The organism is Paenibacillus sp. J5 (assembly GCF_054955055.1).
In genome coordinates this window covers 1-26145 of sequence record NZ_JBUEDD010000003.1, presented here as the reverse complement: position 1 = coordinate 26145, position 26145 = coordinate 1, and the positions used below count along the sequence as shown (strand labels likewise).

Annotated in this window: 26 protein-coding genes; 14 read left to right on the top strand and 12 right to left on the bottom strand. The window is 51.4% G+C overall.

Translation table 11 applies throughout. The features are described 5' to 3' along the window. Nucleotides 1–260: 260 nt before the first annotated feature. Nucleotides 261–1169 carry a LysR family transcriptional regulator gene (locus ACY1JZ_RS05440; protein WP_462628399.1) on the bottom strand — a complete coding sequence of 303 codons (909 nt, stop codon included), beginning with the start codon at nt 1167–1169 and terminating at the stop codon, nt 261–263. A 113-nt stretch (nt 1170–1282) separates the two neighbouring features. On the opposite strand from ACY1JZ_RS05440, the gene ACY1JZ_RS05435 reads away from it, so the two are divergent. The 4 genes from ACY1JZ_RS05435 to ACY1JZ_RS05420 all read left to right on the top strand — a co-directional run bounded on the left by ACY1JZ_RS05435 (nt 1283) and on the right by ACY1JZ_RS05420 (nt 5643). Then, nucleotides 1283–2329, top strand: a complete 1047-nt coding sequence (locus ACY1JZ_RS05435) for a 2,3-butanediol dehydrogenase (RefSeq protein WP_462628398.1) — start codon at nt 1283–1285, stop codon at nt 2327–2329. A 294-nt stretch (nt 2330–2623) separates the two neighbouring features. Beyond that, entirely contained in the window at nt 2624–4153 is a 1530-nt protein-coding gene (locus ACY1JZ_RS05430; protein ID WP_462628397.1) for a nitrilase-related carbon-nitrogen hydrolase, read from the top strand. 60 nt (nt 4154–4213) lie between these two features. Further along, nucleotides 4214–4960, top strand: a complete 747-nt coding sequence (locus ACY1JZ_RS05425; protein ID WP_462628396.1) for a helix-turn-helix domain-containing protein — start codon at nt 4214–4216, stop codon at nt 4958–4960. Nucleotides 4961–4962: 2 nt separating this feature from the next. Next, entirely contained in the window at nt 4963–5643 is a 681-nt protein-coding gene (locus ACY1JZ_RS05420; RefSeq protein WP_462628395.1) for a hypothetical protein, read from the top strand. A 202-nt stretch (nt 5644–5845) separates the two neighbouring features. Here ACY1JZ_RS05420 and ACY1JZ_RS05415 read toward each other — a convergent pair whose 3' ends face one another. Next, nucleotides 5846–6277: a DUF1284 domain-containing protein gene (locus ACY1JZ_RS05415; RefSeq protein ID WP_462628394.1), complete on the bottom strand. Its 432-nt coding sequence runs from the start codon at nt 6275–6277 to the stop codon at nt 5846–5848. Between the two features lie 281 nt (nt 6278–6558). Between ACY1JZ_RS05415 and ACY1JZ_RS05410 the strand changes: the two genes are divergently transcribed. After that, nucleotides 6559–7563 carry a LacI family DNA-binding transcriptional regulator gene (locus ACY1JZ_RS05410; protein ID WP_462628704.1) on the top strand — a complete coding sequence of 335 codons (1005 nt, stop codon included), beginning with the start codon at nt 6559–6561 and terminating at the stop codon, nt 7561–7563. Between the two features lie 213 nt (nt 7564–7776). Next, nucleotides 7777–9183 carry an ABC transporter substrate-binding protein gene (locus ACY1JZ_RS05405; RefSeq protein ID WP_462628393.1) on the top strand — a complete coding sequence of 469 codons (1407 nt, stop codon included), beginning with the start codon at nt 7777–7779 and terminating at the stop codon, nt 9181–9183. Here ACY1JZ_RS05405 and ACY1JZ_RS05400 read toward each other — a convergent pair. After that, nucleotides 9165–9641 carry a hypothetical protein gene (locus ACY1JZ_RS05400; protein ID WP_462628392.1) on the bottom strand — a complete coding sequence of 159 codons (477 nt, stop codon included), beginning with the start codon at nt 9639–9641 and terminating at the stop codon, nt 9165–9167. The genes ACY1JZ_RS05405 and ACY1JZ_RS05400 overlap by 19 nt on opposite strands. Here ACY1JZ_RS05400 and ACY1JZ_RS05395 point away from each other — a divergent pair. The 6 genes from ACY1JZ_RS05395 (at nt 9616) to ACY1JZ_RS05370 (ending at nt 16604) form a co-directional block, all read left to right on the top strand. Beyond that, a complete protein-coding gene (locus tag ACY1JZ_RS05395) occupies nt 9616–10698 on the top strand; it encodes a carbohydrate ABC transporter permease (protein ID WP_270166766.1) in 1083 nt (360 codons plus the stop codon). The genes ACY1JZ_RS05400 and ACY1JZ_RS05395 overlap by 26 nt on opposite strands. Then, complete coding sequence (locus ACY1JZ_RS05390; RefSeq protein ID WP_462628391.1) at nt 10698–11789, top strand: carbohydrate ABC transporter permease; 1092 nt, start codon at nt 10698–10700, stop codon at nt 11787–11789. Before ACY1JZ_RS05395 ends, ACY1JZ_RS05390 begins: the two co-directional genes overlap by 1 nt. 19 nt (nt 11790–11808) lie before the next feature. Beyond that, on the top strand, nt 11809–13617 hold the full coding sequence (locus ACY1JZ_RS05385; protein ID WP_462628390.1) for a glycoside hydrolase family 13 protein: 1809 nt from the start codon (nt 11809–11811) through the stop codon (nt 13615–13617). Between the two features lie 417 nt (nt 13618–14034). Beyond that, nucleotides 14035–14355 carry an HAD family hydrolase gene (locus tag ACY1JZ_RS05380; RefSeq protein WP_462628389.1) on the top strand — a complete coding sequence of 107 codons (321 nt, stop codon included), beginning with the start codon at nt 14035–14037 and terminating at the stop codon, nt 14353–14355. A gap of 217 nt (nt 14356–14572) precedes the next feature. Continuing rightward, nucleotides 14573–15991 (top strand): sensor histidine kinase, encoded by a 1419-nt coding sequence (locus ACY1JZ_RS05375; RefSeq protein WP_462628388.1) that lies wholly within the window; start codon nt 14573–14575, stop codon nt 15989–15991. Then, nucleotides 15963–16604, top strand: a complete 642-nt coding sequence (locus tag ACY1JZ_RS05370) for a response regulator transcription factor (RefSeq protein ID WP_462628387.1) — start codon at nt 15963–15965, stop codon at nt 16602–16604. Before ACY1JZ_RS05375 ends, ACY1JZ_RS05370 begins: the two co-directional genes overlap by 29 nt. 113 nt (nt 16605–16717) lie before the next feature. On the opposite strand, the gene greA is transcribed toward ACY1JZ_RS05370, so the two are convergent. After that, entirely contained in the window at nt 16718–17197 is a 480-nt protein-coding gene (greA, locus tag ACY1JZ_RS05365; protein WP_462628386.1) for a transcription elongation factor GreA, read from the bottom strand. A 224-nt stretch (nt 17198–17421) separates the two neighbouring features. On the opposite strand from greA, the gene ACY1JZ_RS05360 reads away from it, so the two are divergent. Further along, nucleotides 17422–18486, top strand: a complete 1065-nt coding sequence (locus ACY1JZ_RS05360; protein WP_270166775.1) for an endonuclease/exonuclease/phosphatase family protein — start codon at nt 17422–17424, stop codon at nt 18484–18486. A gap of 73 nt (nt 18487–18559) precedes the next feature. On the opposite strand, the gene ACY1JZ_RS05355 is transcribed toward ACY1JZ_RS05360, so the two are convergent. The 8 genes from ACY1JZ_RS05355 to ACY1JZ_RS05320 form a co-directional block, all read right to left on the bottom strand. After that, on the bottom strand, nt 18560–18784 hold the full coding sequence (locus tag ACY1JZ_RS05355; RefSeq protein ID WP_462628385.1) for a hypothetical protein: 225 nt from the start codon (nt 18782–18784) through the stop codon (nt 18560–18562). Between the two features lie 2 nt (nt 18785–18786). Next, nucleotides 18787–19224 carry an RDD family protein gene (locus ACY1JZ_RS05350; RefSeq protein ID WP_462628384.1) on the bottom strand — a complete coding sequence of 146 codons (438 nt, stop codon included), beginning with the start codon at nt 19222–19224 and terminating at the stop codon, nt 18787–18789. A gap of 3 nt (nt 19225–19227) precedes the next feature. Then, nucleotides 19228–20139, bottom strand: coding sequence for a signal peptide peptidase SppA (gene sppA / locus ACY1JZ_RS05345; protein WP_462628703.1), 912 nt, complete (start codon nt 20137–20139; stop codon nt 19228–19230). A gap of 50 nt (nt 20140–20189) precedes the next feature. After that, nucleotides 20190–20699: a M23 family metallopeptidase gene (locus tag ACY1JZ_RS05340; protein WP_462628383.1), complete on the bottom strand. Its 510-nt coding sequence runs from the start codon at nt 20697–20699 to the stop codon at nt 20190–20192. Nucleotides 20700–21161: 462 nt separating this feature from the next. After that, nucleotides 21162–22286, bottom strand: coding sequence for a serine hydrolase (locus tag ACY1JZ_RS05335; protein WP_462628382.1), 1125 nt, complete (start codon nt 22284–22286; stop codon nt 21162–21164). A gap of 4 nt (nt 22287–22290) precedes the next feature. Then, nucleotides 22291–23634, bottom strand: a complete 1344-nt coding sequence (locus tag ACY1JZ_RS05330; RefSeq protein ID WP_462628381.1) for a DCC1-like thiol-disulfide oxidoreductase family protein — start codon at nt 23632–23634, stop codon at nt 22291–22293. Continuing rightward, nucleotides 23615–24259: a DUF5819 family protein gene (locus tag ACY1JZ_RS05325; protein WP_462628702.1), complete on the bottom strand. Its 645-nt coding sequence runs from the start codon at nt 24257–24259 to the stop codon at nt 23615–23617. The genes ACY1JZ_RS05330 and ACY1JZ_RS05325 overlap by 20 nt, the downstream gene beginning before the upstream one ends. 141 nt (nt 24260–24400) lie before the next feature. Then, nucleotides 24401–24751 carry a hypothetical protein gene (locus tag ACY1JZ_RS05320; protein ID WP_462628380.1) on the bottom strand — a complete coding sequence of 117 codons (351 nt, stop codon included), beginning with the start codon at nt 24749–24751 and terminating at the stop codon, nt 24401–24403. Between the two features lie 592 nt (nt 24752–25343). Here ACY1JZ_RS05320 and ACY1JZ_RS05315 point away from each other — a divergent pair. Then, on the top strand, nt 25344–26145 hold an 802-nt coding region (locus ACY1JZ_RS05315; RefSeq protein WP_462628379.1), incomplete at its 3' end, for an NTTRR-F1 domain.

The window sequence follows — 26145 nt, the reverse complement described above, 5'->3', positions numbered from 1 at the left end:
TCGAAACTGTCGGACCTGATTGCAAGAAATCAGCTTACAGCTACCCGATTCCCCAGAGCACAGCGCTCCACACTTTCCAGTGCATCATGGGCGAGTGGAAACTTCCGCTTTATTCTTCAAATCTCGCTTCACCACATCAAGCACTTTGTGGACAGGATGCTTTCAACGGGAAAGCCTGCGAGATCGCTGGACGCTGAGTCATTTCTTAAAAACATTCGAAGAAATTATTGGCGAGTACAGAATTAACTTGCCCCCCTCATTCAGATCCGGATCATATCCAGTGCATACTTGAAACGATGAATACAGAGCCGATGCAACTGGGCAACCGGGTGCTTCTCCGACCGAATCCATCCAACCTTCATCGGCCGCTGGACAAACGGTTCAATCTCCACCAGCGTCAACGGCTCTGGAATACGCTCATACTGGCCGAGAAAGGAAAAATCATGGCCGATGGTTAACCCCATATTTTCCTTTAACGCCGTATAGATCGATTCGGCATTATTAGTCGTGAACAGGGTAGACAGCTTGCCCCATTCCGCACTGTACCTGGAGACCATATCCTCGACAAACCTGTCGCGGAACAGCACAAACTCATAATTGGCGAGCTCCCGTGGGTGAATGGTGCGGCTCTGAGCCGCGGGCGATTGCTTATGGGCGCATACGACCAGCTTGCTATCCACCATCGGCTCGAATACGAGTCCCGCCGCCTGCTCCACCTCCTCCGCATACATAACAGCCAACCCCAGCCCGATCCGGTTGGAGCGCACATCCTGTATGATGGCCTCAGATACTTGCTCGTCGATGTGAATACGCAAGCGAGGATACTCCTTCTTGATCGTGGATAGAGCCTGGACCAGAATCGGCATCAGCCCGGGGAACACCGAGATCGTCAATTCTCCGCTGAACATGCTTTGCTCGAATTCCGCGTATTCCTTCATCTCATTTATCGCATGCAGCGCCTCAAGCGCCTTATGAACCACCTTGCGTCCATGCTCAGTCACCTTCGCGCCCGTGTGAGTCCGGTGGAAGAGCGGAATACCAAGCTCCTCCTCCAGCTTCGCAACCGACTGCGACAAGGCGGACTGTGTAATATGCAATTGCTGTGCCGCTGCAGACAGCGACCCCGACTTGGCGATCTCCACGATATATTCCAGTTGTTCAATATGCATTGTCTGCCCCCATTAGCAAGATTAATATTACTATCAATAAGGTTAATTATAATTTATACCCTACTACGGATACAATGAAGGTGTAGGACAAACATCAGGGAGGGCGATCAAATATGAAGGCTGCTGTATTTCATGCTGCAAAAGATGTCCGTGTCGAGCAAGTCGAGCTTCCGGCAACACCTGCCGACAAGGTGAAAGTCAAGGTCGCATACGCCGGGATCTGCGGAAGCGATCTGCATGCATACCATCACGGAATCGGAGTCCAGATCGGGACGCCCCATCCGCTTAGCGGGAAAATGGCCCCGCTAACATTGGGACATGAATTCTCAGGTGTGATCGAGGAGGTCGGCCAGGAGGTCAGCGGCTGGCAAGTAGGGGATCGGGTAACGATCGAGCCGCTGATCTACTGTGGCGCCTGCGCCAACTGTCGCTCTGGCAATTACAACCGTTGCGACCAGGTCGGCTTTGTCGGTCTGAATGATAATGGGGGCTTCGCCGAGTACGTTCTGCTGGAGCCGCGCACACTGCACAAGCTGCCGGACAATGTCTCCTTCGAGGAAGCTGCGCTGGCAGAGCCTACTGCGGTGGCGCTGCACGCTGTGCGAGAGAGCAAGCTCAAGGTAGGCAATGATGTCGCCGTCTTCGGCGTAGGGCCGATCGGCCTGCTTACCATTCTGGCCGCCCAGTCTGCGGGAGCCGCCCGCGTCTATGCCGTCGATGTGTCCGCGGAGCGGCTGGAGCTGGCCGCCCGACTGGGCGCGATTCCGATCAACAGTCTGCAACAGGACGCGGCCTCGGTCATCCTCGGCGAGACAGGCGGTGTAGCTGTCGCATATGAAGCAGCAGGCGTACAAGCAACATTGACGAGCGCTCTGTCTGTGGTGAAGAAGGGCGGAGAGGTGATGGTCATCGCCGCTTATGCCGCGCCTGTCCAACTGAACATGATGGAGCTGATGATCAAGGAGGCGAGCGTCACCTCGATTCTCGCTTATCGTCACATCTTCGCCGATGTACTGGCGCTCATCTCATCCGGCAAGCTGGATGTGAAGCAGGTCATCACGAAGAAGATCACACTGGATCAGATCGTCGAGGATGGCTTCGAGCTGCTCGTTCAAGATAAGAGCCAAGCCAAAATCCTGGTTCAAGTGAACGAGCTGTAAACCCGACAAGACAATAGCTGCGTCAGTCCGACAAGCTACCGGAATAGAACAGGCCTAAGCAGCCAAGCGCCCAGAGCGCGCGGCCGCTTAGGCCTGTTTCTATATATGGACAGCTCTATGAAGCTGCTCCACGCTTCTGGAAGCCGACCTAAACTTTAGATCATATTGATAAAAGAAGGAAATTTGTCGTTATTTATCGAAGTTAAATCTATGTCTTATGCACTACATAGGTACCCTCGATCTAACGAGCAAAGACCTGTGCCCAGGAAACAAAACAGGAGTTGAAGATGGCCCATGCCCCTGGAAAATATCAAACGCGCATTACTATGCAAGCATTGTCAGGAATGTTACATCCTCAGAGCCGACTACTTCTGCAATATCGACGGCTGCGATTGCACAGAGGAGAAGGAATTCGAGACGATTCTCGATCTCTATGCCTTTCTCTACCGCAGCCTGGACAATATGAATTATACGGACTATCAGACGCTTGTGCAGAAGGAGCCTGACAAGGTGGAGAGAGCCTGCTTCCAGCTCGAGGATCGCTGGAATCATCATGCCGATCATCTTTCAGAAATGTATCGTGAAAAAATCTTTATAGCCTTACAAGAAAACACCCGCAGGTTATTTCTAGAGGAGCTGGAGCACAAAGAGTCATTAGAGGATGTACTCCTATTTATGATCCAATTTCTATTGCTATTAGACAAGCACTTAGTGGAATTAAAAAATGATTACATCGCATATGGGGAAGAGCATGAATTCCCTATCCAGACCCGTTATGGATTGCTAATATATAAGCAAGACGATGTTGTCATTCAGGAGGCCATAAGGGAGCACCCAGCATCCGGTCATATTCCTGATCCGAATTACTTGCTCCTGCGGCGATGTGTCCGCAACTTATTCGCTGTTCAGTCCCGCTACCCCTACTATCAGGTCAGACACCAGTATCTATCTACTCCTAAGCTTTCAGGCGAGGACAGACTGAGGCTAACACTCGGACTTCTCCCCGGGAACTTCGATATAGACAAGGACTACATCCTCAAGGTCGACGACCAGCCGACAAACGAAGGGCTTCTTCCCTTTTACTTTCAAGGCGCTCGCGATCCTGTGGTGTACTGCGAGCACGTAATGGAGCCTTTCAAGATGATGCTTGTGGAGAAGCCTCACATTATCGTTCTTCCCGAGCTGTTTACCCCTCCAGATTTGAGAGAGGCACTCGTTGAAGAGATGATGGATCATCCTGCACCTCATCTGGCTTTCATGCTTGCCGGCACCTTCCATGAGGAAGTCGACGGGCAGATATATAACCTGGGGCATGTCGTGAATGGGCGCGGAGAGGAATTGCTTGAGGTCAACAAAATGAATTTATTTAAAATACCAAGCAACCCTACGTACAAGGGCGAACTAGCCTATTTTAACACTTATGGCGGGATAGAAAAAAATGCCTATGACCACCGTGAAATCACCTTGTATGAAACTTTGCTGGGACGCATAGCATTCACCATCTGTGTTGATTTCATTAACGACAATTATCAAGAGGTTCTAAGAGATCGCCAGGTGGATCTGGTCTTTGTAATGGCTATGACGCCGAATCCCGCAGGGGGAAAGTTTCTGAGGAAAATGCAAGACCTTGCAGAGCGCAACAATTGCATAGTGGTCTTGTGCAACAATCTTGGCCTGCCGGATAATCCAGAGCCCCCCGCAGCCCGAGCCGTCGTTTCTTTGCCAGGGTTCAAGCAGGTCTATCAAACAGACCAATCGATACTCGTCATCACCCTTAACGATATTATCCATCAGCTTGCCTCGAAGCATTGGAAAAAGTTGTAGATGCCCCATGGTTGACGTATAATTAAAGTGTACAATAAATGTACAAAAGGAGTGGTGCATATGACTGACAAATGGTTAGAGGCACTTGACATCTGGAGGAAATCCCAACATTCGAATGCACAAAAAGCGAACGCTTATCTCAAATATCTGCTGAAGCACACGTTGGAGAACTCCGCTGGTGCCGATGCTTCGACTCTGGATGGATGGCGATATGGACTGGAGCAGACACTTCACAACAAGCTCCCCCAGGATTGGGACAGCTACAATCTGGGCATAGCCAAATCCATCATCTATTTCCTACAATTTCAGACATCTGAAAAGATGAATAGCTACAACGTGGAGACGCTTCAGCCGCTGGAGAAGAAGATTATGAGCCGGTTGGCTCAATCTCCGAGAAGAACTCCGACTCAGCTGATGGACGAATTAGTAATCTCAAGGCAACAGGCAAGCAATCTGCTCCGGTCATTGCGACTCAAGAGCATGGTGGATTATATCGAAATTGGCAAGAACAGATGGTATTCATTAACTGCGATTGGGCATACAGCGTATGAACGATTTAAAGGACATGGAGAATCTTCCGCAAGCTCGAACATGTTTGCAGGGATACCCGAAAGAAAAAACAATACAAAACACACGTCCCGAAATTCAAGTGCGCGCTTAGAATCCAAGCCCGTTAAAAAGGATGATCCCATCCACAATTATATTTTTTTATATAATTTCGAGGCCGATCTGATCAAGTCATCAGATGAGCATCATCAACATGAGTCCCCTCGTACCAAACATCGAACACTTCAGGAGGCCTATTAACCGTGAGCAGAACCGTGCAAACAGAGCAGTTCCGACTGCTGAATCAATGGTATCTAGCGCTGGCTGAACAAGAGAAGCAATTTGTTCTTTATAGCCTGCACGAAGGCTATAAAGAGATGATGGCATTCATCGAATTGGAGCAGCCTGATCTCAAGGATGTATTTGATTATGTATTGGCACTGCTCCGCCAATGGGGAAGAGACATCTCCTTGAAGCAGTTGCAGGCACGAATGAGAAGATATAAGCTCGACGAGGAGCTTATTAGGGAATTATCCGAGCTGGCTTACCGCTCCTTGCTGCTATACCGTTATGCAGCATTTTTGCGTGAGTCGTCCGAGGCGGACTTTGAACATATAGTCTCTAAGATCATGATCGACAACTATGTGGAGCGAAGATATAATTCGTATTCCCTCTGTGCCGAATATCTGGGGATTACCGATGAGGATGCCACCCGTGACAGCTATGAAATCGTGATGAAGCTTGTTGAATATCATTATAAACAGTTGGATACGCTTGAAGAACTAGGCGAGTTCATGGAGCAGGAGTTGGCTTTCTCGTCAAGACAGATCGAGATTTTCGCCCAGCAGCTCATCACATACCGTGACGCCATCGACCGATTTATTATGTTCAAAAGACTACGATCGCTAGAATCTAAAATAGCGAAGCTGCAGATCGAGGCTTGAGCCGGATCATCTGGCTGCCGCCGCGGATAGGAATCGTAAAGAGCCACGGCAATATTGCACTTCGCACCTCACGCAGCTCCTAGCGCGCGGTGCATTGCAGCATGACGGCGGTCGGGGAAGCGGCTCAAGCTCAGTTCGGTGTGCAATGCCGCTGCCCCCGATTGGGCCTGACCGCAGGAGCAGGACACATGTGCCCGCCGAGCTACTCCGCTTCCGGGAGCTCGCGTAGCTGACCTGCGCTGCGAATGTGGCGCACGCCATCCCTACATAGCCCGAGCGGCTCCCACTGGCAGTCGGCGCATAGTCTGCCGACATCCTCCGGCTGCAGCCGTGCCGAGGCAGCCAGCGTCAGTGCGCGCCAACGCACGCGCAGGCCGGGCGCGGTGCCCAGCGCATGCAGAATGTCACGATCCTTGCGATCCACGCTCGCATTCAGACAGTGCTGCGGCTGATCGGGCGGAAACGCGCGGCAGATATGATCCGGGCCTTCGATCAGCTCGACAACCGTATCCGGCTCCGTGCGCAGCGTCTCATAGATCGCCGACATGTTCGTACAGAAATCCTCGGAGTAGCCTTTTCCCCGATAGCCAAGCAGACATAACACATGATGCCCTCTTAATTGAATCGCCGTCATCGCCTTCTCTCCTTTCAAATGTTAACCATCATCCGACGTGAGGTTAATATACTTTTTCTTCTGATTGTACCACTCTCCTCTTCCGACACCAAGTGAAGCGATCCGGTCGGCCTTCCATACTGCCTGCTGGCAGTGCTCGGCACACAATTGGAGGCCACCATCAGCTCTCGATGAATCCTTTCAAATGGGCGTTGCAAGCCGCCCACAAACCGCATATAATAGACTTGAAAAGGTTTTCAGATTATCTGTTCAACTATTTATGCTAAGGAAGGCGTGCAGTGATGAAGACGACAATCCGTGACGTGGCACAACATGCCAATGTATCCATCAGCACCGTCTCCCGCGTCATGAACGCTCCCGACACTGTCGTGCCGGAGAAGCGTCAGCGGGTGCTCGAGGCCATCGCAGCGCTGCAGTACCAGCCCAATGCATTTGCCAGAGGCTTGATCTACAAGAAATCCGATACGCTCGGCGTCATGATTCCCGATATTGAGAACCCTTACTACGCCGGGCTAATCCGCGGTATGCAGGATGCGGCGGTGAAGCTGAACCACTCTCTGATGATCTGCAATACCGATCGCGACAAGCAGCGAACGGTTGACTACGTGCAGATCTTCTTCGAGAAGCAGGTGGACGGCATCATATTCACCAGCGACTCGCTCCATGAAGCCTATTATGAGGAGATGCAGCGTTATCGGCTGCCCTTCGTTCTGGCCTCCACCAATTCGTCGGAGTACGACATCCCATCCGTCGACATCGATGACGAGCAAGCAGCATACGAGGCTGTCCGTTATCTGATTAACAGCGGACACCGGAGCATCGGCATGGTCAATCTGCCGCTTGGCCGCACCATCTCAGGCCAGCCCCGCTATGACGGCTTTGCGCGTGCGCTTCGCGAGGCCGAGTTGTCCCACTGCTGCGATTGGGTGGAATATGCGGAGCACCGCTATCAGGATGCTTATGAGGCCACCGGCCGACTATTCGCACAGCACCCTGACATGACAGCACTGTTTGCTGCATCGGATGAATTCGCGATGGGAGCCATCTCCTTCTTGCGCGACAATGGGCGCTCCGTTCCTGAGGATCTGTCCGTGGTCGGCTTTGATAACATACGTATGGCCGAGATGTTCATCCCGAAGCTCACCACCATCGATCAACCCACCTACCAGATCGGCTATCGTGCCGTCCAAAAGCTGCATGAGCTGATTACACATGGCAAAGTTCGGGTATTAAGAGAGAAACTGCCCCATAAACTGATTATTAGAGAGTCCTCCCGCAATCGTTAGTCAGCCTCGTGTCATCCGAATGATCACACGAAAGCTGTCTTCGAGATATCTGAAAAGCTTTTCAGAACTGTTGGAAACGCTTTATGTGGACTACTTCACAATTTAAAGGAGGTGATGTCTCCCTAGCAGCTCTCAAGCACTCCTATACTCTTGACCGATTCAAAATGAATGCATGCAGCATGCCAATTTTTAGAAGGAAAGGGTTGAGGTCGAATGCAATACCCACGAAAAAGAAATAGAATGCTCGTCTTTACCTTTATTACAGCGCTCGCGATGACGGTCACTGCTTGTGGAGGAGGCAACAACAGCACTCCCCCGGAGGCGCAGAAGCCAGACGCAGGCACGGGGAATACCAATACAGGAAGTAGTGTAACAGCCCCAGCGGATAGCGAATCGGCGCTTGCGCAAGCATTGAAGGGTGAATTCAAGGGCACCAAGGTGACCATGTTCGGACCATTTACCGACGCGGATGAGGTGAAGTTCACCGAGAGCATTAAGGCCTTCGAGGAGCAGACCGGAATCGATATTGCCTATGAAGGCTCCAAGGAGTTCGAGGCCACCATCTCCGTCCGGGTGAATGGCGGCAATGCGCCGGATATTGCAGATTTCCCTCAGCCGGGATTACTGAAGAGCTTTGCTAAAGACGGCAAGGTCATTGATGTCACGAGCTTCCTGAGCGATGAGCATCTGAAGAAGCAATACAACCAAAGCTGGCTGGATATGGCTACGATGCCGGGACCAAGCGGCGATGTGATGGCAGGAGTCTGGGCACGCAGCAGTGTGAAAAGTCTGGTCTGGTACAACAAGAAGCAGTTCGACGAGGCCGGCTATACGGTTCCGAAGACTTGGGATGAATTGCTGGCGCTCACCGAGCAGATTGCCCAGGACGGCGACCCGGCATGGAGCATCGGCATCGAGAGCGGTACGGCGACCGGATGGCCGGCCACAGACTGGATGGAGGATATTATGCTGCGCACCACGTCCCCGGAAAACTATGATAAATGGGTAAATGGCGAGCTGCCATTTACAGATCCGATCGTGAAGAATGCTGCCGAGAAGATGTCCGAGATCTGGTTCAATGAGGATTATGTATACGGCGGACGCAAGTCGATCGCCACCACCTCCTTCGGAGACGCGGTGAAGCCGTTGTTCGATAACCCGCCCAAGGCATGGCTGCATCGCCAGGCCGGCTTCATCACCAGCTTCTTCCCTGAAGGGCTGACCGCCGAAGATTATGACTGGTTCCCCTTCCCGTCCATTGACGCACAGTACGGCACTCCGGCGCTCATCTCCGGTGATATCTACGCCATGTTCAACGACAGGCCAGAGGTTCGCGCGGTGATGGAGTTCTTCACGACCGCCGAATCGCTCAAAACCTGGATTCAGAGCGGCGGCGTCACCGCACCGATGAATGATGCCGATCCATCCTGGTATCCGAGCGAGCAGGAGCGCCGGATGGCAGAGTTCGTCCAGACGGCTGATGCGATCCGCTTCGATGGCTCTGATCTGATGCCAGGAGCGGTTGGAGCCGGGACATTCTGGAAGGGGATGACCGACTATATTAGCGGTACCGTCGATCTGGATACGGCACTCAAGGAAATTCAAGGTGGCTGGAAGTAAGCATCGCTGCCAGGCACTGGCCGCACTCGCTGTATCCGCCATATGCCCAGCATTCTGATGACCTGAGGGCATACGGCGATGCACGGGGCGGAGGAGCACTGAAGCCACAGGCTGCCGCCCGCCGCGCTCACGTTCAGGCAGATTGCTTCGGACGCATAATACGGGTGCGGCGCAGCGCGCGGCTCGGGCTTACCGCCTAAGGCATGGCGCTGCGGCGCAGGGTCCATGGCACGCGACCGGCAGGGCGCCTCGGCGCTGGAGCTGGCAGTCGGTACCGGGGCATGACGCTGGGCTTCGGCGCCACTGGCTGCGGCCTGGGCTTTGGAGTCGGTGACCTGTGCCTGTATCCCGCGGTGTAGCCCGTGGCCTGCGACTCGCGGCTTGTAGCGGTGAACTACAGTGGAGGCACCTAGACATGAAGGAGGGATTGTAATGGAGCTGCAAGCCAACAAGGGCAATGCTCTGCGTCTGCTGTTCTTATCCGTGCTTGTGCCTGCCATCAATATCGTGGCTCATTGGCTGATCTTTATGTTCTTTCGCAATTCGGGGCTCCCCCCGATCGCCAATGCGCTGCTGGCGGTAGCATGGGGCGCACTCGGCATTTACTCCATATATTACACACTTAACTGGGTCGTCGAGCAATACCCGGAGCAATGGAGACGGAGAATATTGCCCTTTATCTTTGTCGGGCCGGCCGTGCTGCTGCTCGGCTGGCTGCTTGTCCTGCCGACGCTGCGCACGCTGTACCTCAGCTTCTTCGATGCCAGCTCGACTGGTTTCGTCGGATTGGCCAACTATGCCGCCGTCTTCACTGACAGGCTGCTCGTCATGGCGCTGCGCAACAACCTGCTATGGGTCTTCTTCGGCACACTCGCCTGCGTCAGTCTAGGACTGCTCATCGCGATTCTCGCGGATCGCAGCAGCTTCGAGAGGCTGGCCAAAGGGCTGATCTTCATGCCGATGGCGATCTCCTTCGTGGCAGCAGGGGTGATCTGGAAGTTCATTTACTACTACCAGCCAGGACAGGAGCAGATCGGCCTGCTCAACGCCATCGTCGTGGCGCTGGGCGGCGAGCCGCAGGCATGGCTCAGCATGATCCAGCCGTGGAACAATCTGTTCCTGATCGCCATTCTGATCTGGATGCAGACAGGCTTTGCAATGGTGATCTTCTCGGCAGCGATCAAGAGCATACCGGAGAGCATCCTGGAGGCTGCCCGCATGGACGGGGCCGGAGAGATCAAGATATTCTTCAGCATTATGATTCCGTACATCTCTACGACACTGCTGTCGGTAACCACCACGATCGTCGTCTTTACCTTGAAAATTTTTGACGTTGTTATGATTATGACCGGCGGACAGTACGAGACCGATGTCGTCGCCACCCAGTTCTACCGCCAGCTCTTCATGTACCAAAATGCAGGCTATGGCTCAACGCTCGCCATCGTGCTGCTCATCGCCGTCATCCCGGTTATTATCATCAATCTCCGCCAATTCCGCAGAGAGGGGGGCTTCTGATGCTCAGGCGCAAGGGACTACGCAAATCCAAATGGCTCGTCAACACCGTGCTCGCCATCATCTGCCTGATCTGGACCATTCCAACTCTGGGTCTGTTGGTCTCCTCCATCCGTCCGGCAGCCGACATCTTGTCGACTGGCTGGTGGAAGGTCGTCCCGCACCGTGCGTGGACGACAGCCGAGCAGCTTCAGCTACCGCGCGAGACCGATCTGCGCGGGCCGATCGAGGTGGGAGGGGTAACCTATACCGATGATCAGCTACGGTCCGGCGTAGAGCAGGACGGGAAACGGTTGATCTGGGAAAATCGACGCGCCCGGCTGCTTAATGTACAGGAGAAGGGATGGATCGCTAATACCCAGTTTACAACCCAGAATTACGAGACCGTGCTCGGCGGCAAAAGCTATTCGATTACGATGCCAGACGGCAGCACGAAGACGGAGAAGGGCAGCGGCATGAGCCGATCCTTCTGGAATACGGTAGCCGTCACCGTCCCCGCGACGATCATACCGATCTTCATCGCCTCGTTCGCGGCGTATGCCTTTGCCTGGCTGCGCTTCCCAGGAAGAAGGACGTTATTCGTCGTCATCATCGCTCTGCTGGTCGTACCGTTGCAGGTGGCGCTCATCCCGATTTTGCGGGACTATACAGCACTTGGCCTGAACGGCACCTACTTCGGCATCTGGCTTGCGCATACCGCCTTTGGCCTGCCGCTCATCACGTATTTCATGTATACCTCGATCAGCCAATTGCCCAGAGATCTGTTCGAGTCGGCCTTCATGGACGGAGCCAGCAACTTCACCATATTCAGCAAGCTGATCCTGCCGCTGTCCGTGCCTTCGCTCGCCTCGATCAGTATCTTTCAATTTCTATGGGTGTGGAACGATTATCTCGTCTCGCTCATCTTCCTCGGCAGTCAGCCGGAGGTGCAGGTGCTATCGATGAATATTGCCAATCTCGTCGGCTCGCGCGGCAATGACTGGCATTTGCTGACGGCAGCGGCGTTTGTCTCCATGCTGATGCCGTTGACCGTATTCTTCGCTCTGCAAAAATATTTTGTCCGCGGCATGCTCGGCGGCTCGGTCAAAGGGTAACCCGGAAGGAGAGAGAACGATGGCAGAAGCCTGGTGGAAGGAATCCGTCGTATATCAGGTCTATTGGCGCAGCTTCCGCGACACTAACGGCGATGGAATCGGGGATCTGCAAGGCGTCATTGAGAAACTGGATTATATTCGCTCGCTAGGCGTGACGATGCTGTGGATCAACCCGTTCAATGAATCGCCCGACAAGGATAACGGCTATGATGTGTCCGATTACTATGCTGTGATGAGCAAGGCAGGCACGATGGCAGACTTTGAGCGCCTGCTCGCAGAGACACATAAGCGCGGGATGAAGCTGATGATGGATGTGGTGCTCAACCACACCTCCGACCAGCATCCCTGGTTCACTTCCGCCCGCTCCAGCCGTACCCATCCCAAGCGGGATTGGTATGTATGGCGGGACGGGAGACAGATTGGAGCCGACCAGGTGGCACGGGCGGCCCCTCGCCGAGCGCAGGAGGCCCGTAGCGGAGCTCTTGGCGGAACAGAGAGCGCCGCAAGATCGGCAACAGCAGGAGCGGGGGCGGAGTGTCAGACTCAGCCTGCCCCACCCTCTAATTGGCGTTCCTACTTCACCCCCTCCTGCTGGGAGTGGGATGCGCAGACCGGGCAATATTACATGCACTCCTTCGCCACGGAGCAGCCGGATCTCAATTGGGCCAATCCCGAGGTGCGCCAGGAAATGTACCGCATGCTCCGGTTCTGGCTGGACAAGGGGGTCGATGGACTCCGCCTGGACGCGCTGGCTCTGCTGGCGAAGCCCGAGTATTTCATGGACGCGGACGATCCGAGCGACATCCGCTATTTGACACATCATCCCCGCCTTCATGACTACCTGCAGGAGATGCACCGCGAGGTGTTCGCGCATTACGACATCATGACGGTCGGCGAAATTGCCTTTGCTACACCCGAGATTGGTGTGCAATTCGTGGACGAGGCACGCAAGGAGCTGAATACGCTCTTTCACTTTGAGGTGGCAGATGAAATGCCGACATGGGATCTCCCGCGCTTCAAGCGCATCCAGCGGCGGTGGGAGGCGGCGTTGCAGGGGCGAGGCTTCGGCTCGCAATTTCTGAACAACCATGACCATACGCGACAGGTGACGCGCTACGGCGATGATGGCCGCTTCCGCAAGGCATCTGCCAAGCTGCTAGCCACGATGCTCCACACGCTTCCCGGCATCCCCTATATCTACCAGGGGGAGGAGATTGGCATGACGGGGGTACGCTACGAGACGATCGATGACTACCATGATATAGCGATGATGAACAGCTATGCTGAGGAGATCGGCAAGGGCCGCGACCCGGTGGAGGTGCTTCGCGCCCTGCAGCCGCTAAGCCGCGACAACTCCCGTTCCCCGATGCAATGGAGTGCGGAGCGATATGCAGGCTTTAGCACCGCCGAGCCGTGGATGAAGGTGAATCCGAACTATGTAGAGATTCATGTTGAAGAAGCCGAGCGAGACCCTGACTCTGTGCTGGCCTATTACCGCCGCTTAACCTCGCTGCGAAGGCAGCACCCTGTCATGGTCTACGGCAGCTTCACCGATCTTAGCGGCGATGATCCTCAATTATATGTATACGAACGCGAGCATGAAGGGATACGCTGGCTGGTCGCACTGAACCATGGGGAGCATACACGCAGCTTCACGCTGCCGAAGGAAGAAGCGGCGAAGCAATCTGCAGCCGCAGCCTGGCGGCTCGTCCTGGGCAACTACGAGGAAGCCCGTACAGACGCAACTCCAGGCGATGCCATCACGCTGAGAGCTTATGAGGCGCGGATCTATGAGAACTGCAGCCTGGATGCGAATGTGGAGAGCTAGCCAAATACGGAGATAAGATGTGCGGGGGATTCCTAGTTTACAGCCAAGTCAAGCAGAGCGATGTTGCTCGGTTTGACTTGGCTGCTTCAGTTGTATACAGCGCTGCTACGTTCAGCCTGGACATACCGCTACACATAGATGACTCCCTGCAGGGCAAGCCACTTCTTTTCCTTCCACATCTCATGATTCAGGGAAGCTCGTTCCACTGCCTTCTCCAGCTTCGCAACAGCAGGAGGGCAAACACAAATTATTTTCTATGTCCACCCTTTACAAGTCCTCAGCTTTATAGTTCTTACATAAGTTGACATAGTTTTATCATCCATGTATTCTAAATATTAGGTAAATATTACGATAAAAACTAGATTGCGAGTGTTTTACACGATGAATAATGTCGATTCTTTAGTCGTAGAAGAGGGATTGAAACATGCATTAATTGATGTCGATAATACACTGGTGAAGGCGAATATTACGGAGCTGTACTTTTTACTGAACCGAAATCGGATGCAGCGGAGATGGCAGTGGTATTTGTGGTGCGCCTATTTCGCAGTGGCTTGGGCACCGCTATACATGATGCTCGATGCCTTGAACAGAGAATGGTTTCAGCGAGCTTTTTACAAGCGCTATCATGAATTCTCCATAGAGCAGATCGAGGCTGGAGCAGAGCAGCTATATCGGCAGAAATGTCAGCATAGTCTGATTGTACCTACCGACCAGCTTATTAAACCTGTACACAAGTGAATTTAGAGACTCTGCGGGATTTCAAGTATCGCTATGCTGCTTCCTATCCCTCCTCTTCGCTGCTGGCAGGAACCTTCCTGTTCTTCAACAGGCGGCTTTTGCTGTCGTCATCTCTAATCGACGTTCATTCTGGATGAGACGGATCGGGCGAACCTATACTCTATTTCCATGCGAATGCATACACAGTACATCTCCATAGAAGGGAGAAGTGAGAGCAGTGGTTGTCACTTTTATCATTTTATGGTCCTTAACTTATCTGATGCTCAAATACGATTGGCAGACGACCTCCACCCGATGGGCGGCTCTTATTACCTTCTTCGGCGGGTGCGGAGGCTTCGCCCGCGCCTGGTTGGAAATCTTCGCCCCTTACTTGGATACCCACGGCTTGGGTGGCGTGTGGCTGGACACTATTACGCTGCCTATATATAATTCAGGCTCCTTTCTGAACACAGTGGGCCTGCCCTATGCGTTCTTACTGTTCGCATGCAGCTACTCCGGCAAATTCAGCACCCCCCTGCTCTATCTGACAGGCTGCCTGGCTGCTATACCGTTGCCCATCATGCTGTGTATCACACCTGCGGAATGGATGATCGCCCATAACTACATGCTGCTGCTCAGTTGGGTGGGACCTTACATTCTTACAGGAACAGGCTTGCTGGTACACACCTACCTCACCGAGCAAAGAGCAGTCCATAAGGACAGGCATCGCATGATTTTGTATCTTTCACTTCCACCAGTGCTATTCCAGTTCGTGACCAACTACATCCTGCGCGCATTGGATATTCATACCGCTTGGCGCCTTAACGTTGTGACCATCTCGATCCTGTTGCTGATCTATCTCATCTTGGCCTATCGGCGAAGCCTGTTCGGATTGCAGGTCAAATTCGAGAGAGCTCGTATTGGCCGAACGCTGCAATCCTTCACATCAGGCAACACATTGCTGCAGCATACCATTAAGAATGAAACAGCAAAAATACTCATGCTATCCGAACAGTTGAGCTTTACAGCGAGCGAGCAGCAATGGGCGGAGATCAGGCCGCCGATTCAGCATATTCAGGATTCCGCCCGCCACCTGCTCCACATGATGGAGAGGCTGCAGCATCATGCCCAGGGCATCGTGTTACAGCAGGAACGAATCACCCTGCAGCAGCTCATCGATCAGACCCTGATTTCAGCCCAGCCTTATCAGGCTGCCAAGGAGATTGTTATTCAGCAGCAATTGACGGAAGGAATCATCCTGATCTGTGACCCGATCCACATGAGGGAGGTACTGCATAATATCCTGCTCAATGCGATCGAGGCCTCAAGCAAGCAGGGGCGCCTCCTGATCGCCGCTTCCGTAACGAATCAGAAATTTCAATTAGCGATTACCGACTGGGGCACCGGGATCGCCAGACAGCATCTAAAATTAGTATACGACCCCTTCTTTACAACCAAATCTCTAAAAACCAATTATGGCCTGGGCTTGACTTACTGCCATAAGGTCATCGATTCCCATGGCGGGACGATGCATATAAGCAGCAGAGAGAATATCGGAACGACCGTTCAAATACAGTGGCCGTTATCCAAGGTGTGGGGGAAGAACCATTCTGTAAAGGAGCATGCCCATGAGCCGGATCAAGGTATTGCTGGTTGAGGACGACCCTGTATGGGCCGAAGGCATCCGGCAGTTGCTATTACGGGAAACTGACATGGAATTATTGAATATTGCCTCAACGCCTGAACAAGCGATGGAGGTATACAGACAAGCTGACATCGTGCTGATGGATCTGAATCTGACAGGCAGCCAGTTGGATGGTATGGAAGTGGCCGCAGCGATGCTCAGAGCACAGCCCACCAAAATCATTATGCTTACTGCTGTCACGGAGAAGGATATCATTCTCGACGCTTTTAATACCGGGGCGGCGCAATATGTATCCAAGGCGGATTACTTGTATCTGCCTCATATGATACGCAGCGTTATGTACGCCAACGTTGCACTTAATCTGCTGGTTCATGATTATTCGCGCCTCAAGACAGAGCAGCTGTTAGCCACACTCACACCCGCTGAGCGGGAGCTGTTGCCACTGCTGGAGCAAGGCCATTCTTCACGAACGATAGGGGAGAAATTATATAAAGCTCATAGTACCATCAAAAACCAATTAGGCAGTATCCTGAAAAAACTGAACGTTCGCTCCCGAGAGCAAGCCTTGGAGAAGATCAAGCTTGCCTCCTCAGACCGATCAACCTATATTGAAGACACGTTCTAATGAAGCGGCCGTTACTCCAAGCATCGGGAGTAGCGGCCACAAGCAGGTTCATTCGGCTCCGCATGAGGGGATCGACATACCGCATGCCGTGATTTCCCTCTGTTCCGGTGCTATTACTGTGCCCGAATTTCCAGTAACTCGTATTCGACGACGCCAGCCGGCGCATCTACACGCACCACATCGCCGACCCGTCTGCCGATCAGTTCCTTGCCAAGCGGGCTCTCGTAAGAAATTTTATTGTCCGCTACATCGGCTTCAGCCGGGCCGACAATCTGATACGACAGCTTCTCGGCAAATTCAATGTCATTGAGCACTACGGTAGAGCCAACCTGCACCTTACTCAGGTCGATCTCGTCAGCATCAACCACTTTGGCTTTATTCAGCATCTTCTCCAGTTGAGTAATCCGCGTCTCCATGAAGGCCTGGTCTTCCTTGGCGGAGTGGTATTCGCTGTTCTCCTTCAGATCGCCATAGCTGATGGCAAGCTTAATCCTGGCCGCGAGCTCCTTGCGCTTCACATATTTCAGATCGTCCAGCTCTGCCTGCAGCTTTTCCAGCCCTTCCCGAGTCAAAATCACTTCATCTTTTGCCATATCTCAATCCGTCCTTCTCTATAATGTACACAAGTGTACTTATATTCTACGTGGAACGCTGGCAGAAGTACAGTCTATGTCCTACTGCCGACCTATTCTTGCAAGCAATTGCCATATAGAGTGCAACAAATCGCTCCGCATCGTGTATAATTTTTAAGCAGAATCATTTTCACCTTAACGAAGCCACCCTATACATTCCCTATTACGGTTTATGGAGCATATCAATGAAAAAAATACTAATCAGACTCGGAGCTGGCATCGTGCTGTTTTCTTTGCTGCTCGTATCCGGGTTTTTAATAACCATTACTGTGACGGACTATGTACCAGAGGAAATCGTTGAACTAGACATCATCAATAATCTGGCGGAACGAACTCTCGGCACGGGCGAGTCCTTTACGATTACATCCTTTAATATTGGCTATGCGGGTCTTGACCGCAATCAGGACTTCTTCATGGACGGCGGCACCGCCTCCCGCTCCAGCAGCGACATGCAGACGCGCACGAATCTGGCCGCAATCACCGCCTTCCTGTCGGCAGCAGCGTCAGACATCTATATGCTTCAGGAGGTCGACCGCAACTCCTCCCGCAGCTTCTACATGGATCAGGCCGATGCGATCTCACAGGCGCTGAATAGCTATAGCTACGCTTTCGCCTACAATTACAAAGTCGCCTGGGTACCGGTGCCGTTGCTTGATCCTATGGGCAAAGCGTACAGTGGACTGATGACGCTCTCCATGCTGAGCAGCACCTCAGCCCGTCGCTTTGATCTGCCCGGCAAGGAAAGCTGGCCGCTGCAGCAGCTAGACCTCGACCGGGCATTCATAGAGAGCCGCTTCCCGGTCGATAACGGGAAGGAGCTGGTACTCGTCAATCTGCATTTGTCCGCATTTGACAAAGAGGGGTATATTCGTGAACAGCAGTTAGCGTATCTGTCCAGCTACATGAAGCAAGAGGAGGCTCGAGGCAACTATCTCGTTATTGGCGGGGATTGGAATCATTCCCTTCCCGGCACGGACCCCTCTACGTTCCCGACCTCCCAGCAATGGCCGGAATGGCTACAGCCATTCCCGGAATCATTCCAGTCGCCAGGCTTCCAATGGGCCACCGATCCGTTGACGCCTACAGTGCGAACACTGGATGTGGCCTATACAGAGGGGGTCAATTTTCAGGCTGTCATTGACGGCTTTCTTGTCTCGCCCAATGTCGAGATCATCTCTGTACAGACTACCCCGCTCGGCTACGAGCATAGTGATCATAATCCGGTGACCGTGGAATTGAAGTTGAAGTGACCCGGTACAAGTGTATACGGCTGTCTCTGGCGGTCTAAGCTTCGTTTCTCGTATGTTAACAAAGCGGGGCGCCCTAGAGCGTCCCGCTTTCAATGAAGCGATATGTAAAGCCGACGATCGCGCCTGCGACAAAGAACACGGACACACGCATCCACCGTCCCGTATGGTCTGAATCCATTATTAAAAAGATCAATACAACCCCTAGTATACTTAACTTTAATAGGGTACCCTCAACTAATGGAAAAGAGAGACCCAGCACCAAAGAAATCCAGCGTGCCCACACTAGAGCAATCTTCATAACTATCCTCCCTCCTTCTTGACATCCAGCCAGATGACATAGGTACCCGCCAGACGATCATGTAAAGCCTGTTTATATGGGTGCATAGAAGGAAGCACGAAGCCCAATGGAATCAGGAATGTAACCAGTCGACCCGGGACTTCACGTAATAGTGCATCCTCCCACGCTAGCCTAGTGGAGTCAGTCGACACAACACATATGCCCGTAATCATCTTGCCTAGTGTCTGACCATATACCCAAGTAAACACCCAAAAATACAACCATGCCGTCCATAGCTTGAGTATAATAGCCATCCACCCATCCACTATATCATTCAGTATAACACCATACAAAATATAGGTAAATGATGTTATAAATAGAACATCAACCAAAAAAGAGGTCAACCTAATGCCGAGTCCCGCAAAATGAATTTTATTATCGCTCACGCAATTGCTCCCCATCGATTATTGGTAAATATATTTGAGCTCCGTCGTGCTCCCTAGCAGAGCTTCCTTTAGACCCTCGATTTCTCCCTTCAGATTCAAAGGACCGGCAAGGCTAAATGAGCTCCATAGCGGGTTGCTGCGTTCATAAGTTACGATGGTTGCTTCAGCAAGCTCTAAGGCTTCCTTCAAATCTTGTGTGGCCTCTTCTAAATCTCCGAGTTTATCCACAAGACCATACTTCTGAGCCTGCTCCCCTGATAAAATACGCCCGTCAGCAACTTCTGTGACTTGCGTGTCATTTAGCCCGCGCCCCCCCGCGACTATGCGTGCAAAACGCTGAAAGCTCTCCTCCACCACACTCTGATAAATTTCTCTTGTGTCGTCAGTCACCTCGCGGAGCGGATTGCCCATCGCTTTGTTTTTCCCGCTCGCAATGATAATCTGCTCATATCCGATGCGGTCAGCCAATTCCTTATAGTTTGTCAATGCCATCACAACTCCGATGCTCCCGGTAATCGTCGAAGGATTAGCATAGATCTTATCAGCAGGAGCCGATATATAATACCCACCTGAGGTTGCCACGGCACCCATACTTGCATATACGAGGCGACCGCTCTCTTGGAGCTGGATCATCCTTCTATAGATGAGGTCGGAGGCTACAACATCCCCTCCTGGAGAATTAACATGCACAACCACTCCTTTAACCTGTGGATCATTCATCGCCAATTTAAGCTGCTGTACCGTATCATTGCTTCCCTTCGCCGAAGTGATCTCCCCTTCAATGAATATCTGGGCGATTTTATAGCCGCCTCTTCCTTCGACTACCCGTTCTTCCCATCCTTGGGACAGCGGCTCTGAGCCCCCCCGGATCAAGAAGCAGAAACCAGCCAGTAGCGCCGTAACCGTAACGGTCAACAATGCTGCAATCATTTTTTTCACATGGACCCTCTTTTCATATTCATATGCCCATCCTTCAACCACTACCTCGACCACACTTTCCCATTCCAGATGAGATCATTGCGTTTGAGTGCAATATCACCAAACAACATCGGTACAGGAAGCAGTTCTCCCTGCTCCACTCTGGCTGCATGGATATGAAGATGCGGTTCGCTGCTGTTACCTGAATTACCCACTTTGGCAATCGGTTGCATCGCTTCCACCCAATCTCCCTCTCTTACAAGTGCGCTCCCCTGCTGGATGTGTAACAAATAGATGTGGTAATCCCCGAACTGAATGACGATGGCGTTATTCGCACTTTTCCTACTGGCTGTAAAGCCTCTATTATGGTCAATCCCGTTATCGTCACTCTGATCATAGACCTGAATGACCTCTCCAGATGCTGGGCTATAGACTGTCTCCCCAAATATAGGATAGCAATCCGTATTGCTATGACAGCCAACCAGTGGTTGTCTTCTTCCCCAATGATTTAAAGCTATGATGTCAACAGCATACTTCTGGTTATCATGTGCGTAATGATAATTGAGACTCACATGATTACCCCCATGCAGCACTGTGTACGGACCACCTCGCAGAGGAAACACCAGATGAACAGCAGACGCCCCAGACGAATCCTCGCGTATCAACGGAATCATGAACAGCAAAGCAGAGGCATGGTACATAGCCGCTAGCAAGTATAGCCCACTCCCCCAAGTCCGCAGCCTTCTGAATGAAGGATGACTATGAGACGGGGTACGTTTTCTGAATCTGCTGTACGACACAACCACCGTTATAATCGTTATTATGATTGTCATATATCTGAAGTAGTAGCTAAGAGCGGACCACTCCATAAATACAAAGTTAGAGACGGTCCAACTCAAAGTGAATACGCTATGTGCCCACCAAGAGACTCGAGATCGAAAGGGGTACCTCCACAATAGAATACACAGCACGGCAGGTAGCAGAATAAGGCGGAACCAGACAATCAGCATCCAGATCGATTCCTCCATGCCTGATTAACCTGCTTGCGGTTGAAGGGTTCGCCTGGCCTGGTGAACGAACTGCTCATCAAGCAGCAACCCCCGAATAAACAGATCCAACTTGGCATTCAGCCATGTTCTGTCTGTTGGATTAAAATTATGCATAAACAAGGCCACCTCAACCGTTCGGCCCTGTCGATCTTCAGCATACACGACCTCATTTATAATAGAGATGGTGGAGCCGCCTTTGTGGCACATATAGTTGAAGGGAGAGCCCTCCCGAAGTTTTCGTTCCATAATGGATCTAAATAATTGCCGTGCCTTCGGAGGTAACAGGGTTTCGTCACCATATATCCGCTTCATGAGCTGTGCATATTCTCTTGCAGTGCTTCTAGGGAGCTTCTCTGACACCGCTCTTTGCACATGCTGCTGTCGAGTAATTTTATGGTGGGATGGCGGGATAACACGCTGATCCCCATCCTTTTGAATTTGCAGGTGAAGCTCACATGCGATCTCTCCAATGGCTGAAGCCGACATCTCCCGGAGTCTCTCCGCCAGCAAAGCTGCCGATGTCGGATCGCTCTGATTAAGGTAGGCAGGTATAGTAAATGCGATGGATAACGGAAATAACTTGTCATGTGATTGAAGACCCAGACGGATCAAGGTCTGATTGATCTGGTGAATCCCAAGGACACTCAGAAGGTAATCTGTATTGGCATTGGAGCTGAATTGTATCATCCCCTTGGCTACCTCAAGCAATGTCACCTTATCAGCGGGCGCATCCGCACTCTCTCTTAACGAGTTCAGCCAAGCATCATGCGCTCCGCCATCTGAATCAGGGATATAATATTGCATTAACTTTTGAACCGTCACCTCCTCATGGGGGTCGATCTGTCCGGAGGCGGCCTGTCTCGAAAACTCTACTGCCACCATGATCTTGCAGACGCTTGCCAGGGGCATACGGCGGTCGGCATGGTAGCTGATCAATTCTTCCCCATCCTTAATCAGGCATAACGATACCTGGTCGGGATGCTGCTGTAGATAAGACAGAACATCGTGTTCTGTCTTTGCCTGATCACGCCTCTTCATCACATAGGCCAGTATTACAAATGCAATCATTCCTATAACAGCCGTGATGCCCATAAGGATAAGAATCTTCATGTGGTCACCTCGTGTATATAATTTGACAGGAGTCCTCATCACAGTGGTTCACAGGAACCAGCGATCTTCGGGATGCGATATAGTCATACACAATATGACCGATTCGCAACTTATCCGCCACCGTTAATGCAGGCACTAGCAACCACAGCTGCGGGAGACGTAACGTCATCTGAATGAAGGAATGGATTCCACTGCGAACAATATACGGTTCACTCAATGACATGCTGTGCATCCTCTGTTCTAGTTCAGCAGGGGCGATGCCGTATGTCTGTGCGTCGGCGTCCCGAAAATTAACCCAATGCAACAACCGGAAGTAATCCATACGTTGGAAGCTATTCTTGATACCCCTGCACATCGGACACCATCCATCAAAAAACACAGCAATGCGATGCGAGCTTAGACGAGCATAACCCCACCTGCGGGTTCTTCTCCTGACTGGAAGTTCCATGCTCCGCCACTGTGTCACTATCCATTTTCCCAATCGCTTATATTCCTGATCTGTGAAGACAAGCAGTTCCAATATAATCATGACGAATGAGAAGGATAGAAGCCCCATGTTCATTGCAATCCCGATATGAAATGCTACCATGATGCCTACAATAATTGGCTTCGCCCGCTTATTCATAATAGTAAAAGGGAATGCAAACTTAGCCAGAATGCTGGCATAGGACATCACAATTGTCAGTTCCAAGAAATTTTCCGTCAGGCTCCGAAACATCGGACGACTGAATTCCCTTACTTGCGCTATGTAATACATGGATGTTCCATTCTGCCATAGCTCACCCATTAGCTGATACATTCCCGAAAACAGGTAGAGAATACACAACTGAATAATACAGCATACAACCGCGAAATTATGCAGCAGTGTACCCAAGACATGCCGGAAGGAGCCCTCTCTTGATGAACGCCTACTGGCAGCCAAAGAGTCTATAGAAAAATAAGCACTGCAATTCGCAAATAGCAGGAAGAACAGGCAAATAATGAATATATTATCTCCGCCGTCGCTGATTTGAAACATTCGCACATACAACGAATAGTAGAAAACAAAATTAATGACGGAGATAATCCTCCCTTTATATCCAAGGAGATAGAGGAAAGCCACCACAATCCCCGCATGATAAATGAAGTCAAAATAGGTCAACGAGGAGTGGAAATTATATAAAGAAAAGGTCCCTTTGATAAAATCAGCAGGATAGTCGTTAACGCCTTGTGCACTATACAGAAAGTAACGTTGATGATAAAAAATGAGGTAATGATACAACAATAACAATCCTGCCGCAATCCGAAACAGACTCGTTCCGACTAGAAATCGTTCAGTCGAAACCAGATTATAATATCGGGATAACATTCTCAGTAATCTCCCTCCATTCGTATAGAGTCTGTTGCTCTATCTGCTGATGATTTGAATCTTTTCTTTTGGAATAAGGCACCGCCGCGATCTGTCCCACCTTGAACTGAACCATGACAGGTCGTTCGGTTCGGAATACAGAGTACGCATAACTGGAAGCATAGCGATACAACGCCTCCTCTGCCCGATTCACGGTGGTATCCTCCTTCAGAACATCCTCCCGCTTCAAATCCCCTAATCTCTCCTCAGTTTTACTCAGCAGCCGGTATGTGAGATCATCCTTGCCGCCCAGATTCAGATGATGAATATAGCCGGTATGCACCCTCACCAGCCGATTATAAGGAGAAAATAGCGTCTGGTCATTTCTATCCAGCATTGGAGCGGCAACATCGAACCACTCACTTTCGGCAAGCTGAGAATCGCCTTCTTTCACATATCTCACCTTGACATATAATCTAAGATTATGCGAGACAGGATCTGGGGCAAATAAATGCCAATTCTGTTGGAATAAATGACTCGTATATCTATCTGTGAATGCCTTGTATCGGAGCGAAATCGGGTTCACAGGTCCTGCATGAAGCGCGATAATCAAGAAATGGATAACAACCGCCAATGTCAGAATCATAGTAATCGCGTATAAGCCTGCGCGTCTGGCAGACATCTCTACACCCCCCCCGAATTTGATGTAGAAAGGGAACAGAGAGCGCGCACCCTGTACCCTTTCTTACACTAAAGATTACATCGTATATAAAACAATGCTCTCTCTCTACCTATCAAATATGACATCTAGTTGTCCGGAATGGTTGTCCGAAGTTGTTTCAGTCCCTAGCGCCCAGAAGGAAGCATTACGAGTTACCTCAGACAATTGAGTCGTATTATTTTTATATGCTTCCTTGGCATAGAACACTGCTTTTTGTGCAACTTTCGTCGCTCCTTTAGCCACTGCTCCCCATACGGCCTCTGGTGTGGCCTCACTAGAATGGGCTACGAGTGTGCCCGTTTGCTGGGAGGCAACTGCTGGCTGAGCTAAACTTGTTGTGCCTGACTGATAGACAGCAACAGAAGAGAATGCAACTATACCAAGTGACAATGTCAGTACCAATAACTTTTTCTTCAAAATATCCTTCCTCTCTTTGTAATTAGCAAATATTATTGATTACGTTTGTTAATCGTATACTGGGCGCCCATTTGTCTAGTCGACTACTGTATATTATAGGAATTTAATTGTCATTTTGTAAGTACTATCTTTTATAGTACCCCCATAGCATCAAGTAACCGCTCAACACAAATAAACCCTAAAACAAGACGCTTGAGGTCAGTATTGTAGGTTGCAGAAGCCTCTTATTCCATGGAATAAGCCATAGGGATTATCCACACTTAGCAAGATTATGATAGGTTGTCTGATTTACTGTTGACAATCCTCATATAACTAGAACCGTTACTTACTAGAATGCATATACTGCCTTGTGCTTAATTGAAGGGTGGAGGTTAAGGACAACCTATGCCGCTCTTGTGCGCCGAGCAGAGCATGCGATTGTTCCCATGCCTTCCGAAGGGTAACCACCTTTCACTTCAGTTAGAGCGCACTCCCTATCGTCCACCACTGCACGGGGACTGGCAAGGGGAGGATCATGCAGCCAGAACAGGTCGGTGCGTGCACCGAATCAGGCTTCCAGTTGTTGGCTGTAACGCAAAGGAGGAATAACTTCATGGCTATTGTGAATTTGGTTGTGAACGGTGGCTTCGAGACGGGGTCTTTCCCGCCTTGGAATGCTTCTAATGCTATCGTTACAAGTGCCTATGCCCATACCGGCTCCTTCTCAGCCCAATTGCAAGGAGGAGCAACCACAGCTTTTATTAACCAATTCATACCTGTGATGAGCGGCCAAATTCTAGAGTTTCAGGTCTACCTGTCTAGAGTTGGCCCAAGTCCTGCTTCTACGGTTACGCTTCAGTTGTTCTATTATGACAATGCATTTAATCAGATCGGACAAGAGTTTCTGATTAATGTTCCCGGAACCGATATACCTGACGTCACACAATCGGGATGGCTGCTGGTCTCCCGAGCGGTGGGGCCGGTTCCTGCGGGAGCCACACAAGCATTTTTGTTAATTAATACGGTTCCGCAGGCGGGCAGCGCCAATATTCTGGTTGATGATGTCGCGTTATTATTCAATGAAGGTGGTGCCACGGGGCCGACGGGGCCAACAGGGGCTACAGGTAGCACCGGACCGACGGGCGCTACGGGCAGCACGGGCGCTACTGGAGCCACTGGGGCTACGGGTGCGACGGGCGCTACCGGTGCGACGGGCGCTACCGGTGACACCGGGGCTACTGGTGCTACAGGCGACACGGGTGCTACTGGGGCCACTGGAGCCACGGGTGCTACGGGTGCTACGGGTGCTACTGGCGACACGGGCGCTACTGGAGCCACAGGTGACACCGGGGCTACGGGCGACACGGGCGCTACGGGTGCCACAGGCGCTACGGGCGACACGGGCGCTACGGGTG

What these genes read in the sequence shown, in the direction of transcription:
- ACY1JZ_RS05405 (WP_462628393.1), top strand. Translation starts at nt 7,777, where the DNA reads ATGCAATACCCACGAAAAAGAAATAGAATGCTCGTCTTTACCTTTATT.
- ACY1JZ_RS05385 (WP_462628390.1), top strand. Translation starts at nt 11,809, where the DNA reads ATGGCAGAAGCCTGGTGGAAGGAATCCGTCGTATATCAGGTCTATTGG.
- ACY1JZ_RS05370 (WP_462628387.1), top strand. Translation starts at nt 15,963, where the DNA reads ATGAGCCGGATCAAGGTATTGCTGGTTGAGGACGACCCTGTATGGGCC.
- ACY1JZ_RS05355 (WP_462628385.1), bottom strand. Translation starts at nt 18,784, where the DNA reads ATGAAGATTGCTCTAGTGTGGGCACGCTGGATTTCTTTGGTGCTGGGT.
- ACY1JZ_RS05425 (WP_462628396.1), top strand. Translation starts at nt 4,214, where the DNA reads ATGACTGACAAATGGTTAGAGGCACTTGACATCTGGAGGAAATCCCAA.
- ACY1JZ_RS05430 (WP_462628397.1), top strand. Translation starts at nt 2,624, where the DNA reads ATGCCCCTGGAAAATATCAAACGCGCATTACTATGCAAGCATTGTCAG.
- greA (WP_462628386.1), bottom strand. Translation starts at nt 17,197, where the DNA reads ATGGCAAAAGATGAAGTGATTTTGACTCGGGAAGGGCTGGAAAAGCTG.
- sppA (WP_462628703.1), bottom strand. Translation starts at nt 20,139, where the DNA reads ATGATTGCAGCATTGTTGACCGTTACGGTTACGGCGCTACTGGCTGGT.
- ACY1JZ_RS05350 (WP_462628384.1), bottom strand. Translation starts at nt 19,224, where the DNA reads ATGGGGAGCAATTGCGTGAGCGATAATAAAATTCATTTTGCGGGACTC.
- ACY1JZ_RS05395 (WP_270166766.1), top strand. Translation starts at nt 9,616, where the DNA reads ATGGAGCTGCAAGCCAACAAGGGCAATGCTCTGCGTCTGCTGTTCTTA.
- ACY1JZ_RS05390 (WP_462628391.1), top strand. Translation starts at nt 10,698, where the DNA reads ATGCTCAGGCGCAAGGGACTACGCAAATCCAAATGGCTCGTCAACACC.
- ACY1JZ_RS05360 (WP_270166775.1), top strand. Translation starts at nt 17,422, where the DNA reads ATGAAAAAAATACTAATCAGACTCGGAGCTGGCATCGTGCTGTTTTCT.
- ACY1JZ_RS05325 (WP_462628702.1), bottom strand. Translation starts at nt 24,259, where the DNA reads ATGATTCTGACATTGGCGGTTGTTATCCATTTCTTGATTATCGCGCTT.
- ACY1JZ_RS05335 (WP_462628382.1), bottom strand. Translation starts at nt 22,286, where the DNA reads ATGAAGATTCTTATCCTTATGGGCATCACGGCTGTTATAGGAATGATT.
- ACY1JZ_RS05435 (WP_462628398.1), top strand. Translation starts at nt 1,283, where the DNA reads ATGAAGGCTGCTGTATTTCATGCTGCAAAAGATGTCCGTGTCGAGCAA.
- ACY1JZ_RS05415 (WP_462628394.1), bottom strand. Translation starts at nt 6,277, where the DNA reads ATGACGGCGATTCAATTAAGAGGGCATCATGTGTTATGTCTGCTTGGC.
- ACY1JZ_RS05410 (WP_462628704.1), top strand. Translation starts at nt 6,559, where the DNA reads ATGAAGACGACAATCCGTGACGTGGCACAACATGCCAATGTATCCATC.
- ACY1JZ_RS05440 (WP_462628399.1), bottom strand. Translation starts at nt 1,169, where the DNA reads ATGCATATTGAACAACTGGAATATATCGTGGAGATCGCCAAGTCGGGG.
- ACY1JZ_RS05330 (WP_462628381.1), bottom strand. Translation starts at nt 23,634, where the DNA reads ATGTTATCCCGATATTATAATCTGGTTTCGACTGAACGATTTCTAGTC.